The following is a 12,415-nucleotide window of genomic DNA, read 5'->3' as shown; positions in this document are numbered from 1 at the left end:
GCTGCAATGGTCGATTCGAACGGCAACAATCTCGTCTTTCTGCTCTGCACGCCGAGAAGCGGAAGCTCCTTGGCGACGGTGATGCTGCAAAATCATAGCAAAATGTTCGCCACGCAGGAAATGTGGTTTCTGATGAGCCTCCGCGACTTGCAGGCGCCGCAGCGCCGGGCGTACGGCGGCACGGGCATCATCAGCCAATTCTTCAACGGCGTGCTGCCGCAGGACGCGTTCGAGGACGCGTGCCGGGCTTTCGCGCTGGAGGCGTACAACGGCTTGCTGCAGAGCAGCGAGGGAGCGGAGCTGGTCATCGACAAGTCGCCCCGATATTACTATGTCCTGGAATTTCTCGACAAGCTGTTCCCGCAGTCGAAGCGGATCTGGCTGATCCGCAATCCGTTCGCGGTGCTCGCCTCGAACAAGAAGGTCGGCCAGCAGCGCGGCGGCGCGTTCGATTTCGCGGAGGCGCTGCGGCAGCCGGCGCTGGAGATGAAGATCGTCGATCTGACCGTCGGCCTGTTCCGCTACCGCGATTATTTCGCCAATGCGCATCCGTACGCGCACCGGCTGCACTACGAACGGCTAGTGACCGATCCGCGGGGGCAGCTGGCGGAGACCTGCCGCTTCCTCGGCCTGGACTACGAGGAAGGCATGGAGCGGTACGGCGATTACATGCACACCGCCAAGTCCGAGCTGTACTTCAGCATGGGCGTCGGAGACCCGTTCGTCGCGGAGCATCAAGCGCCGAACCGGGATTCCGTGGACCTCTGGAAAGACGTGCTGGACAAGCGCGAAATCGAGCTGTACGGCCGCGCCCTCGGCGCCCGGATCTTCCGCGAGCTGGGCTACGAGGCGGAGCTCGAGGAAGCGGAGAAGCTGACCGGCGCACGCTTCGAGGACGAGCCGGACGCGGAGCTGCTGGCGCTGCGAACAGGGCGGCTGACGGAAGCGACGGGCTGCGTCTGGACGCCGGGCTACGCGCTGAAGGCCGAACCGCTGGCCAGCGGTTCGGCGGCCGTGCCGCGCCAGCCGGCCGCGAAGGAAGCGGACGCGAGCCGGGCGGAGACGGTCCGGCTGCAGATGCGGGTGCGCGCCCTCGAGCAGCGGCTGCAGCTCGGCGCGATGGAGCAGCAGCGCCTGAAGGCGCAGCTCGAGGCGACGAGCCGCAAGATCAATCGGCTTAAGGCGATCATCCCGTTCGGCAGCCGGCTCTCGTCCCTGGCGTCCGCGTACCTGGGCGGCGGAGGCAAGAAATGAGCGCGATCGCCGGGGTGCTGCGGCTGGACGGCCAGCCGGCCGGCTACGAGGACGGCGCCGCGATGATGGCGGCCATGGAGCGGTACGAAGCCGACGACGTCCGGACGTGGACGGACGGCCCCGTCTTCCTCGGCTGCCGCGCCAAGTGGATCACGCCGGAATCGGTCGGCGAGCGGCTGCCCTTCCATGACCCGGCGAACGGGCTCGCGATCGTGTCCGACGCGATGCTCGACAACCGCCGGGAGCTGTTTCGCCTGCTGGACGTGCCGCAGGGGCTGCGCGCGGGGATGCCGGACGGCGAGCTGATCCTGCTCGCCTACCGGAAGTGGGGCCGCTCCGCGCCGGACTACTTGATCGGCGACTTCGCCTTCGTCATCTGGGACGAGACGAACCGGCTGCTCTTCGGCGCGCGGGACCTGCTCGGCCACCGCTGCCTGTACTACAGCCAGAGCGGGGAGCGGTTCGCCTTCGCCACGGCGATGGCGCCGCTGCTCGCGATGCCGGGGGCGGCGAAGGCGCTGAACGAAGCGTGGCTCGCGGAGTTCATGGCCATCCCGGAGATGTACGAGTCCACGGACGTCGGCGCCACGCCGTACCGGAACGTGCACCAGGTGCCGCCGGCGCACGCCATCGTCGTCGCGGACGGCCGGGTGTCGCTCCTCGGCTATGGCTCGCTCGAGCCGAAGGAGATGCTCCGTCTGAAGTCGGACGGCGAGTACGAGGAGGCGTTCCGGGACGTGTTCCGGGAAGCGGTGAAGTCCCGGCTCCGCACGCACCGCCAGGTGGCGGCGACGCTGAGCGGCGGCCTCGATTCCGGCGCAGTCGCGAGCTTCGCGGCCCGCGCGCTGCGGGACGAGGGGAAGACGCTGCACACGTACAGCTACGTGCCGGCGGGCGGCTTCGAAGATTGGACGCCCGCGAGCGCGACGGCAGACGAGAGCCTTTACATGAAGGCGACGGCGCGCCACGTCGGGAATATCTCGGACCGGTACCTGGATTTCGACGGCGTCAGTCCGATGGCCCAGATCGACGAATGGCTCGACATCCTGGAGACGCCGTACAAGTTCTTCGAGAACTCGTTCTGGCTGAAGGGCGTGCACGAGCAGGCGGCCGGGCAAGACGCGGGCGTGCTGCTGACCGGGGCCAGAGGCAATTTCACGGTATCGTGGGGCCCCGCGGTCTACGTCTACGCCCGGCTGCTCCGGGAGATGAAGTGGGTGCGGCTGATGCGGGAATTCCAGCTATACCGCGCTAACAAAGGCATCGGCGGTTCCCGCCTGCTGTCCTTCATCTGCCGCGAGGCGTTCCCGGCGCTGGGCAAGCGCGGCGGCGGCGAAGCCGGCCCCGGCATTCCGGAGCTGCTGATCCATCCCGACTTCGCCGCGCGGACCCGCGTGTTCGCCAAGCTGCGGGACCAGCGGATCGGCCCGAACGGCACGCTGATCGACGATCCGGTGGAAGTCCGGAAGGAGAAGCTGAAGAGCCTGCCGGTCGGCAACAAGAACGGCGCCTCGGCGACGAAGCTGTCCCTGCGCTACGGCGTATGGGAGCGCGACCCGACCAGCGATCCCCGGGTCGTCCGGTTCTGCTTCTCGGTGCCGGTCGAGCAGTACGCGAAGGGCGGCCTCGACCGCGCGCTCATCCGCCGGGCGACGAAGCACTACTTGCCCGACGAGGTGCGGCTGAATCAGCGGGTGCGGGGCGTCCAGGGCGCGGATTGGGTCCACCGAATCCTGCCCGCCTGGACGATGCTCGAGCGCGAGCTGCAGCAGCTGTGCGCGGATCCCGCGGCGGAAGCGTACCTGCACACCGGGCGGATCCGCGAGACGCTTGCCGCACTCGGCGGCGCGCCGCGCCCGGAGCACGCGTTCCGGCCGGAGCTGCGGATGCTGATGCGCAGCCTCATCATCTACCGGTTCCTGAAGCGGTTCTCATGATCCATACTACATGAAGGGAGGTGAGACGAATGGCAAAGAAAGAATGGACGATTCCTACGCTGGAATCCCTCGAAGTTAGCGAGACGATGTATGGCAAAGGCAACACGACGATCGACTACGTAACGACGGACGACATGGACATCTACAACCCGAGCTAATACCCGCATCATACTTAAAGAATGTCGAGGCATGTCCTTATATAATCCGGTTCCGGGTTATGTAAGGACATCTTCTTCATTCGGGCGAAAAGGAGCTGAACGGCATGATACCGGCATTGCGGCAAACGGCTTACGCGTATACGGCGTTCGGCCTGCGTCTCGCGAGCGAGATTCCGCTTCCCGAGCTTTCCGCGGCCGCGGACGGCGGCGAACGGGAGCAAGCGGACGTTACGATCGTTTACGGCGCCACTGACCGGCTGGAAGAGGAGCTCGACGCGGCGAGCAGCAATTTCTCGCGCATCGGCAACCGCTTTCTCTTCTTGATTCCGGAGACGGCGTTCTACTGCATCGAGGACGGCAGGACCATCACGGTGTCCCCGCTGCCCGGCGCGGAGCCCGAGAAAGTGCGCGTCTATCTGCTCGGCACGTGCATGGGCGCGCTGCTGCTGCTGCGCGGCACGCTGCCGCTGCACGGAAGCGCGGTCGAGATCGACGGCAAAGCGTACGCGTTCGTCGGCGATTCCGGCGCGGGCAAGTCAACGCTCGCGGCGGTGTTCGGCGAAGAAGGGTACCGGCTCGTGAGCGACGACGTCATCGCGGTGACGCCGGCAGGAGCGGACGGCTATCCCGTCGTGGCGCCGGCTTATCCGCAGCAGAAGCTGTGGCGGGAGAGCCTCGAGCGGCTTGGCCTGAACGCCGAGCAGGAGCGGCTGCAGCCGATTTACCGGGAAACGACGAAGTTCGCCGTCCCGGCGGCCGCGCGGTTCTGCGACGCTTCGCTGCCGCTCGGCGGCGTGTTCGAGCTGCTGCCGGCGCAGGTCGGCGAGATCGCGATCCGCCCGCTGCCGAATCTCGAACGGCTTCGCGTCCTGCTGCTCCATACGTACCGCAACCGGCTCATTCACCGGCTGGGGCTGGCGCAGTGGCATTTCAAGACGGCGGCGGAGATCGCCAACCATACGGACTTGCATCAGCTGAGCAGGCCGGTCGAAGGGTTCACGGCCCGGCGGCTTGCGGAAGCGATCATACACACGATACGAGAAGGAGAGCGACGGCAATGACGCATTTAACTTTGGTAGAACAAACGGTGGTACAGTCGGCGGGCAGCGTGGTCAGCGACATGAGCGGCGAGAAGGTCATGTTCAGCGTGAACTCCGGCAAATATTACAATCTCGGTGCGGTCGGCGGACGGGTATGGGAGCTGATGGCCACGCCGATTCCGGTCAAGCGGCTCGTCGACGAGCTCGTGGCGGAATACGACATCGACCGCGCGGCTTGCGAGGAGCAGGTGACGGCATTTCTGAAAAACCTGCATGAGGAAGCGCTCATCGAGGTGCAGAAAGGTGAAGGGTAAGCTGGCGAAATTCTGGTCGATGCCGCTCGGGAAGAAGCGGCTGATGGCGGAAGCGATGCTGTACCTGGGTCTCGCGCGCGTTCTGAAGGCGCTGCCCTTCGCGCGCATCGCGCCCTCTCTCGGGCGCCGCATGCAGGAGACGCCGTACGTGCTCGAGCCGGCCGAAGAGGCGGCGATCCGGCGCGTGGCGCAGGCGATTCAGACGATGAGCCGCCACACGTTCTGGGAAAGCCAATGCCTGGTGCGGGCGATCGCCGCCAAGAAGATGCTGGAGCGGCGGAGCATCGCGAGCACGCTGTATTTGGGAACGGCGCGGGACGCCGGAGGGAAGATGATTGCGCACGCTTGGCTGCGCAGCGGACCCTTCTACGTGACCGGCGCCGAGGAAATGCGAAATTTCACGGCCGTGGCCTCGTTCGGAACGGCAACGCGCGCGGAGAGGATGGAAGGTGCCTGATATGGAACACGATTGTACGCTGGATTTGAGCGCTTTTCCGGAGGAACTACACATCATGCTGGCTTTCATGCGGTCGGATGACGAAGCGCGGGAGCGGCGATCGGACGGGCCATCGGTGCCGCACATCGATTGGAATCAATTCCTGGCGCTTGTCCGGCATCATCGGGTGTACCCCCAGCTGTACGCCCGGCTGAAGACCAGCCAATTGATTCCGGCCGATGTGCTGCAAGCCCTTCAAGGCGATTTCATGCGCAATGCGTTTCAAATGCTTAGGCTGAGCGGGGAAATGGAGCGCGTCTGTGCCGAGCTGCAGGAATCCGGCATCCGGCCGATCGTGCTGAAAGGGCCGGTGCTCGCAAAGGAGCTGTACGGCGACCTCTCGCTGCGCACGTCCAAGGACCTCGACGTCCTCGTGCCGATGGAGGAAGTCGAAGCCGCCGAGGAGCGGCTGCTGCGGCTCGGCTACAGGAGCGACGGCGGCGTGCCGCGCGTCTTCAACTGGAAGTGGAAGGTGCATCATATCTCCTTCACGCATCCGGAGACGCGCGTCCAGGTGGAGCTCCATTGGCGGCTCAATTCCGACATGGGCAAGGAGCCGCCGTTCGAGGAGCTGTGGCGCCGGAGCCGGCGCAGTCCGCTGTCGAAGCGGGATGTGCATCTGCTCGGCGGCGAGGATCTGTTCATGTACCTCGTCTCGCACGGCGCCCGCCACGGCTGGTTCCGGCTGCGCTGGCTGGCCGACATCGACCGGCTCGCGCGCCTCGGCCTCGATTGGGGCATGCTCGCCGCGATGATGCGCCGTTACGGCTGCCTGCAGCTCGGCGGCCAGGCGCTGACGCTCGCCGCCGCGATGCTCGGCACGCCGGTTCCGCCCGATGCGGCCCCGATGCTCGCGGGCGGTCACCGGTGCGAGCTGGCGGAGCGCTCGCTCTATTTCATTCGGGACATGGTCTCGTTCGCGCCGGCCGACAAGGAGCTGAACCGCGTGTACAAGCGGTACTTGTTCGCCCTGAAGACGAAGCGGCAGAAGTCGGTCTACCTGATCAGCCAGCTGTACCCGAGCTTTCGGGACACGGAGGCGCTGCCGCTGCCGAAGCCGCTGCACTTCCTGTATTTCCCCCTGCGCCCGTTCGTCTGGCTGTGGCGGCAGGTGAAGCAGGGAGCATGATAAGCAGGATCCGGGCGAAATCCCATTATTCCCCGGATAGCGTGAATCGGGGCATGACCCCCGTAAAATGGCGGGATTCGTCGAATGGTATAGGGGAACACAGCGATAACGCGCTAAATGAATAAAGACTCACTATACTCGAACCATACACGAACCATACACGAGTACGGAAAGGCCGCCGCCGCATTCGGGACCTCGGGGTCGCGCCGCGGCGAAGGGCCGGAAGCACCGGAGGACAGCATGAGCGCAATTGCCGGTATTATCAACTACGACGGCGGACCGGTCCCGGAGGAAGACGGCGGCCGGCTGATGGAGGCGCTGCGGCGTTACCCGGCCGACGACGCGCGCGTCTGGCGGGGCGGCCCCGTCTTCCTCGGCTGCCATGTCCAATGGATCACGCCGGAGTCCGTCGGCGAACGCCTGCCGCATTACGACGAACGAACCCGGGTAGCCGTCGCCGCGGACGCGATTCTCGACAACCGGGAGGAGCTCTTCGGCCTGCTGGGCATCGAGCCCGGGCGCGGAAGCCGGATGGGCGACGCCGAGCTGATCGCGGCGGCCTACCTGAAGTGGGGCAAGGAAGCGCCCCGCCGGCTGATCGGCGATTACGCCTTCGTCCTGTGGGACGAGCGGAAGCGGCTGCTGTTCGGCGCCCGCGATCTGCTGGGAAGCCGTACGCTGCATTACCGCCGGGACGCGAAGCGATTCGCGTTCTGCACGGCCGCGCGTCCCTTGCTGGCGCTGCCCGGCGCGCGAACGGAAGTCAACGAGTCGTGGCTCGCGGAGTTTCTCGCGATTCCGGTCATTCTCGACGCCGTCGACGTGCGCGGCACGGTGTACCGCTCGATCGAGCAGCTGCCGCCGGCGCATTGGCTGGCGGTCGAGGACGGACGGCTGACGCTCGGACAGTACGACACGCTGGACGCGCCGCAGGAGCGGCTGCAGCTGCGGTCGGACGGCGAGTACGAGGAGGCGTTCCGCGACGTGTTCCGCGATGCGGTCGCCTCGAAGCTGCGCACGTTCCGGCAGGTCGGCGCGAGCCTGAGCGGCGGCTTGGATTCCGGCGCGGTCGTCGGCTTCGCCGCCGGGCCGCTGCAGGCGGCGGGCAAGACGCTGCAAGCGTATAGCTACGTGCCGGCTCCGGATTTCGCGGATTGGACACCTAGAAGGCTCGCGGCCGACGAGAGCCCGTACATTCGCTCGACGGTCGGGCACGTGGGCAACATGGCGTACAGCGGCCTCGACTTCGCGGGGCGGGACCCCTACGGCGAGATCGAGGATCTGATCGGACTTCTGGAAGGCCCTTATAAGTTCTTCGAGAATTCGTTCTGGATCAAAGGCATCCTCGAACGGGCGCAGGCCGACGGCGTCGGCGTGCTGCTGACGGGAGCGCGGGGGAACTATTCCGTCTCCTGGGGACCGGCCATGGATTATTACGCCCGGCTGCTGCGCAGGCTGCGCTGGGTCCGGCTGTACCGCGAGCTCAAGCAGTACGGCCAGCGCGTCAACGTCGGCCGGTCGCGGCTGCTGCCGGCCATCGGGAAGCAGGCGTTTCCGTTCGCGGCGAGCATCGCGTCCCGCCGCCCGCGGACGGCCCCGGAGCCACGGCTCATCCATCCGGATCTGGCCGCCAGAACGGACGTCTACGCCCGGCTGGCGGGCCACGACGTCGGCCTCGAAGGTGCGGACTTCGACGAGTTCGCGGCGCGGGACTACCAATTCGGCAACCTAGCGTATTCCAACCACCAGGGCACGTCCATCACCAAGTTCTCCCTGCGCTACGGCGTCTGGGAGCGGGACCCGACGGCCGATCCGCGTGTCATCCGCTTCTGCCTGTCGGTGCCGGACGAGCAGTACGTCCGGCACGGTATGGACCGCGCGCTCATCCGCCGGGCGACGGCCTCGTACTTGCCGGACGACGTGCGGTTGAACCAGCGCGTGCGCGGCGTGCAGGGCGCGGATTGGCTGCACCGGATGCGGCCGGCGTGGCCGCGCTTCGTCGAAGAGCTGCGGCTGCTCTGCCGCGATTCCGCCGCCGCTGGCTATTTGAACGTGGCCCAGATCCAAGCGTCGCTGGAGCGGATCGGGCCGGAGCCCCGTCCGGAGTACGCGTACGATCCGGATGCGCGGCTGCTCATGCGGGCGCTGATCGCGTGGCGGTTTTTGCGGAGCCTGGCGTAGGCGCGGGCTGCTTTGAAGGGAGGTGAAGCAAATGGAACGGAAAGCTTGGCAGGAACTGACGCTGGAGATTCTGGACGTCAGCGCGACGATGGGCGGACCGAACGGCGTTTTCCCGGATAAGAACGGCAAAGGCGGCAACAACGGCCACGCTCACGACAACGAATCCTAATCGGAAGCGGTACGCGTTTAACCTTAGGCTCTTATGCGCGCTAGGCGTATAAGGGCTTTTCATCATAGATCGGGACATGACAAGGAAGAAAAGGTGAGGAAGATGAAGGTAGCGGCACAGCGCATGCGGTACCGGGCGTTCGGGCTCGCAATCGCGAGCGAGATCGACCTGCCGGAACTGCTTGCGGACGCGGAAGCGGACGGCGAAGCGGACGTATGCATCCGCAGAGAAGCGTTGACGGCGATATGGGAAGAACGGGCAGGGGAGGAGGGCGGCTGCTACGCATTCGGCGACGGCGAATTCATGCTGCGCATCGAAGGCACGGGGATCTACCGGGTCCGAGACGGCAGGGAGATCGCCGTCACGCCGGCGGAGGGCGCCTCGGAGACAGCCGTCCGCTTGTACCTGCTCGGCACCTGCATGGGCGCGCTGCTGTTCCAGCGCCAGCTGCTGCCGCTGCACGGCAGCGCCGTCGTCATCGGCGGCAAGGCGTACGCGTTCGTCGGCGATTCCGGCGCGGGCAAGTCGACGCTCGCCGCCGCCCTGCTGCAGCGCGGCTATCCGCTGCTGACCGACGACGTCGTCGCCGTCACGCTGACGCGCGACCGCGTCCCGTACGTCATTCCCGCCTACCCGCAGCAGAAGCTGTGGCAGGAAAGCATCGACCGGCTCGGCATGCGGGATGGCCGCTATGTCCCGCTGTACGCGACGAAGTTCGGGATTCCGGTCGCGCAGCGGTTCTGCAGCGAGCCCGTTCCGCTCGCGGGCGTCTTCGAGCTCGTGAAGACGGACGGCAGCCGCGCGGAGCTGCGCCGCCTGCGCGGACTCGAGCGGCTGCCGACCGTCCGCTATCATACGTACCGCCAATTTCTGATATCCCGGCTCGGTCTGGACCACCGCCATTTCTCGACGTCCGTCTCCGTCGTCGACCGCATCGCGATGTACCAGCTCCGCCGGCCGGAGAACGGCTTCAGCGCGGACGAGCTGGTCGCGCTCGTGCTGGAGGCGGCCGGCGACGGCGCGGGAATCTCGCACGGATAAGGAGGGAGAACAGACCATGAAGCATTTGTTTCATTATATCGACAAGCTTCGCCGGTACGCCGGCTACAAGCTCTACGTGAATCTGATCGGCATGACGCTGATCAGCTTCCTCGAGGGCATCGGCATCTTCATGCTCGTCCCCGCGCTCGGCCTGATCGGGATCTTCTCGCTGAACACGAGCGGCATTCCGTTCGTGTCCGGGCTCGTGGAGCCGCTGAAGGCGATTCCGGAGAAGACGCGGCTCGCCGTGCTGCTGGGCGGGTTTATCGTACTCATCACGGGGCAGGCGCTCATGCAGCGCAAGCAGTCGAACTTGAACCTGGAAATCCAGCACGGCTTCATCCGCTACCTGCGCGAGGACCTGTACCGCGGGTTGCTGCAGGCCGGATGGCCGTTCTACCTGAAGAACCGCCGTTCCGACTTCACGCACGTCATGACGAACGAGCTGCTGCGCGTCAGCATGAGCACCTACCTGGCGCTGCGCCTGACGACGACGCTGCTGTTCACCGCCGTGCAGATCGGCTTCGCATTTTGGCTGTCGGCCAAGCTCACGGCCATGGTGCTGGTCTGCGGCCTTGCGGTCGCGGTCTATTCCAGCAAGTTCATCAAGCGTTCGAAGACGATCGGGGATGAGACGACGGAGCTCGCGCAGCAGTATATCGGGGGCATGACCGATCACTTCAACGGCATGAAGGACATCAAGAGCAATATGACGGAAGCGCAGCATATGTCGTGGTTCCGCGCGCTCTGCAGCCGGATGGAGCATAACCTCGTGCATTTCGGCCGCACGCAGTCGGCCTCGCAGTTCGTCTACAAGGTCGCCTCCGTCGTGCTGATCTCGCTGTTCGTGTTCCTGTCGCTCGAAGCGTTCAAGGTGCCGGCCGAAAGCCTCGTGCTGATCATCGTCATCTTCTCCCGGCTGTGGCCGAAATTTTCGGCGCTGCAGGCCAACTGGGAGCAGATCGCCCAGTCGCTGCCGGCCTTCAAGAGCTTGGCGGACCTGGAGCGGGAATGCTTGCTCGCGAAGGAGCTGGATAACGTGGACGCCGCGCCGGAGGCCAAGCCGCTGCGCATGAACGAGGGCATCGAATGCCGCGGCATTCATTATAAGTACGAGAGCGGCGGCGCGGGGTATGCCCTCGAGGACGTCAGCCTGTCTATTCCGGTGAACAGCATGACGGCGATCGTCGGCAAGTCCGGCGCGGGCAAGAGCACCTTGATCGACCTGCTGATCGGGCTCATCAAGCCGCAGGAAGGCGAAGTGCTCGTGGACGGCAAGCGGCTGGGGCAGGAGGACGGCTTCTCGCTGCGGCGTTCCGTCAGCTACGTCTCGCAGGATCCGTTCCTGTTCCACGCGAGCATTCGGGAAAACCTGCTGATCGCGGCGCCGGACGCCAGCGAAGCGCAAATGTGGGAAGCCTTGGAATTCTCGGCGTCGGACGAATTCGTGCGGGCGCTGCCGCAGGGGCTCGATACGGTGCTCGGAGACCGCGGAGTGCGGCTGTCGGGCGGGGAGAGGCAGCGGATTGTGCTGGCGCGCGCGATTCTGCGCAAGCCGGCGATGCTCATTCTGGACGAGGCGACGAGCGCCTTGGACAGCGAGAACGAAGCGAAGGTTCAGCAAGCGCTGGACCGGCTGAAGGGCAAAACGACGATCATCGTCATCGCCCACCGGCTGTCCACGATCCGCGGCGCGGATCAAGTGCTCGTGCTCGACAAAGGACGTGTCATCCAGCGGGGCGGCTACCAGCAGCTGTCCGCGGACGCCAGAGGCGCGTTCGGCAAATTGCTGGAATTTCAAGCCGGGGCGAATGCGTAGCCCCGGCTTTTTTTGCGTTTCCTGCTATTCGGAGAATTTCCTTAAATGATAAATTCTCGGCGATATCTTCTCGGACGGCGTCTTCGGCAGGCTGAGCGCATCCGCGCTCAATCCTTCGCGAGGACGCTCCGTTCCTCCAAATAACCGAGCAGCAGCTCCACCGCTTCGTCCACCGGCATACGTTCCGTATCGATGACCAGCTCCGGGCTGCCCGGTACGTCGTATTTGGCATCGATGCCCGTGAAGTTGCGAATCTGGCCGCTGCGCGCCTTCTTGTACAAGCCCTTCGGATCCCGCTTCTCGCATTCCTCGATCGAGCATTTTACGTAGACTTCCACGAAATCGCCAGGCGCGAACAGCTCCCGGACCATCCGGCGGTCCTGCTCGTCCGGCGAGATGAACGCCGACAGCACCACGAGGCCGGCGTCCGCGAACAGCTTCGACACTTCCCCGATCCGCCGCAGGTTTTCCTTGCGGTCTTCCTCCGAGAAGCCGAGGTCGCGGTTAAGCCCGTGCCGGATGTTGTCGCCGTCGAGCACGTACGACCCGATGCCCCGCTCGTGCAGCGCCTTCTCGAGCGTCAGCGCGAGCGTCGACTTGCCGGCGCCGGATAGGCCGGTGAACCATAGCGCGAGGCTGCCATGGCCGTTTCTTCGATTGCGGTCCTGCCGCGTCACCATGGACGGCTGCCAGGTAATGTTGCTGCTCTTCTGTTCCATGCTGTCATCTCCTCCGTATACGGTTAGCCGCTCACGTTCCTATTCTAGCACAGCGCGGGGCGGAAGTTGCCGTCCGCGCGCAAGAATGAGGCTTCCGCACCGGGTCCGGAAGGCACTAATTGGCTGCCGCCCGAATTTTTTCGGGATGCGGCGCCATT

General features: G+C 65.4%; 12 protein-coding genes. 11 read left to right on the top strand and 1 reads right to left on the bottom strand.

Annotation, left to right across the window (positions count from 1 at the left end):
• Nucleotides 1-6 precede the first annotated feature (6 nt).
• From ACFPB1_RS12155 to ACFPB1_RS12105, 11 genes are all read left to right on the top strand, one after another.
• The gene (locus ACFPB1_RS12155; protein ID WP_379225492.1) at nucleotides 7-1,254 is read left to right on the top strand and encodes a sulfotransferase family protein; all 1,248 of its coding nucleotides are present in this window, start codon (nucleotides 7-9) and stop codon (nucleotides 1,252-1,254) included.
• Complete coding sequence (locus tag ACFPB1_RS12150) at nucleotides 1,251-3,191, top strand: asparagine synthase-related protein (RefSeq protein ID WP_379225490.1); 1,941 nt, start codon at nucleotides 1,251-1,253, stop codon at nucleotides 3,189-3,191. The genes ACFPB1_RS12155 and ACFPB1_RS12150 overlap by 4 nt, the downstream gene beginning before the upstream one ends.
• Nucleotides 3,192-3,220: 29 nt before the next feature.
• Nucleotides 3,221-3,349, top strand: coding sequence for a paeninodin family lasso peptide (locus tag ACFPB1_RS12145; RefSeq protein ID WP_143088857.1), 129 nt, complete (start codon nucleotides 3,221-3,223; stop codon nucleotides 3,347-3,349).
• A gap of 104 nt (nucleotides 3,350-3,453) precedes the next feature.
• On the top strand, nucleotides 3,454-4,410 hold the full coding sequence (locus ACFPB1_RS12140) for an aldolase (protein ID WP_379225487.1): 957 nt from the start codon (nucleotides 3,454-3,456) through the stop codon (nucleotides 4,408-4,410).
• Nucleotides 4,407-4,703, top strand: a complete 297-nt coding sequence (locus ACFPB1_RS12135; protein ID WP_379225485.1) for a lasso peptide biosynthesis PqqD family chaperone — start codon at nucleotides 4,407-4,409, stop codon at nucleotides 4,701-4,703. Before ACFPB1_RS12140 ends, ACFPB1_RS12135 begins: the two co-directional genes overlap by 4 nt.
• 19 nt (nucleotides 4,704-4,722) lie before the next feature.
• A complete protein-coding gene (locus ACFPB1_RS12130; RefSeq protein WP_379225617.1) occupies nucleotides 4,723-5,160 on the top strand; it encodes a lasso peptide biosynthesis B2 protein in 438 nt (145 codons plus the stop codon).
• A gap of 55 nt (nucleotides 5,161-5,215) precedes the next feature.
• Nucleotides 5,216-6,328, top strand: coding sequence for a nucleotidyltransferase family protein (locus tag ACFPB1_RS12125; RefSeq protein ID WP_379225483.1), 1,113 nt, complete (start codon nucleotides 5,216-5,218; stop codon nucleotides 6,326-6,328).
• Nucleotides 6,329-6,568: 240 nt separating this feature from the next.
• Entirely contained in the window at nucleotides 6,569-8,509 is a 1,941-nt protein-coding gene (locus ACFPB1_RS12120; RefSeq protein WP_379225481.1) for an asparagine synthase-related protein, read from the top strand.
• 31 nt (nucleotides 8,510-8,540) lie between these two features.
• Complete coding sequence (locus ACFPB1_RS12115) at nucleotides 8,541-8,678, top strand: paeninodin family lasso peptide (RefSeq protein ID WP_379225479.1); 138 nt, start codon at nucleotides 8,541-8,543, stop codon at nucleotides 8,676-8,678.
• A 102-nt stretch (nucleotides 8,679-8,780) separates the two neighbouring features.
• Entirely contained in the window at nucleotides 8,781-9,719 is a 939-nt protein-coding gene (locus ACFPB1_RS12110; protein WP_379225477.1) for an aldolase, read from the top strand.
• A gap of 16 nt (nucleotides 9,720-9,735) precedes the next feature.
• Nucleotides 9,736-11,538, top strand: coding sequence for an ABC transporter ATP-binding protein (locus ACFPB1_RS12105; protein ID WP_379225475.1), 1,803 nt, complete (start codon nucleotides 9,736-9,738; stop codon nucleotides 11,536-11,538).
• A 107-nt stretch (nucleotides 11,539-11,645) separates the two neighbouring features.
• Here ACFPB1_RS12105 and cysC read toward each other — a convergent pair whose 3' ends face one another.
• Nucleotides 11,646-12,257: an adenylyl-sulfate kinase gene (gene cysC, locus ACFPB1_RS12100; RefSeq protein ID WP_379225472.1), complete on the bottom strand. Its 612-nt coding sequence runs from the start codon at nucleotides 12,255-12,257 to the stop codon at nucleotides 11,646-11,648.
• Between the last annotated feature and the right edge of the window lie 158 nt (nucleotides 12,258-12,415).

The sequence above is a fragment of the Paenibacillus sp. GCM10023250 genome, from assembly GCF_042653205.1.
GTDB lineage: Bacteria > Bacillota > Bacilli > Paenibacillales > Paenibacillaceae > Paenibacillus_Z.
The sequence above is the reverse complement of the archived record's forward strand: the minus strand, read 5'-3'. Positions and strand labels throughout refer to the sequence as shown.

What these genes read in the sequence shown, in the direction of transcription:
- ACFPB1_RS12110 (WP_379225477.1), top strand. Translation starts at nt 8,781, where the DNA reads ATGAAGGTAGCGGCACAGCGCATGCGGTACCGGGCGTTCGGGCTCGCA.
- ACFPB1_RS12155 (WP_379225492.1), top strand. Translation starts at nt 7, where the DNA reads ATGGTCGATTCGAACGGCAACAATCTCGTCTTTCTGCTCTGCACGCCG.
- ACFPB1_RS12130 (WP_379225617.1), top strand. Translation starts at nt 4,723, where the DNA reads ATGCCGCTCGGGAAGAAGCGGCTGATGGCGGAAGCGATGCTGTACCTG.
- ACFPB1_RS12140 (WP_379225487.1), top strand. Translation starts at nt 3,454, where the DNA reads ATGATACCGGCATTGCGGCAAACGGCTTACGCGTATACGGCGTTCGGC.
- ACFPB1_RS12135 (WP_379225485.1), top strand. Translation starts at nt 4,407, where the DNA reads ATGACGCATTTAACTTTGGTAGAACAAACGGTGGTACAGTCGGCGGGC.
- ACFPB1_RS12125 (WP_379225483.1), top strand. Translation starts at nt 5,216, where the DNA reads ATGCTGGCTTTCATGCGGTCGGATGACGAAGCGCGGGAGCGGCGATCG.
- ACFPB1_RS12115 (WP_379225479.1), top strand. Translation starts at nt 8,541, where the DNA reads ATGGAACGGAAAGCTTGGCAGGAACTGACGCTGGAGATTCTGGACGTC.
- ACFPB1_RS12150 (WP_379225490.1), top strand. Translation starts at nt 1,251, where the DNA reads ATGAGCGCGATCGCCGGGGTGCTGCGGCTGGACGGCCAGCCGGCCGGC.
- cysC (WP_379225472.1), bottom strand. Translation starts at nt 12,257, where the DNA reads ATGGAACAGAAGAGCAGCAACATTACCTGGCAGCCGTCCATGGTGACG.
- ACFPB1_RS12145 (WP_143088857.1), top strand. Translation starts at nt 3,221, where the DNA reads ATGGCAAAGAAAGAATGGACGATTCCTACGCTGGAATCCCTCGAAGTT.
- ACFPB1_RS12120 (WP_379225481.1), top strand. Translation starts at nt 6,569, where the DNA reads ATGAGCGCAATTGCCGGTATTATCAACTACGACGGCGGACCGGTCCCG.
- ACFPB1_RS12105 (WP_379225475.1), top strand. Translation starts at nt 9,736, where the DNA reads ATGAAGCATTTGTTTCATTATATCGACAAGCTTCGCCGGTACGCCGGC.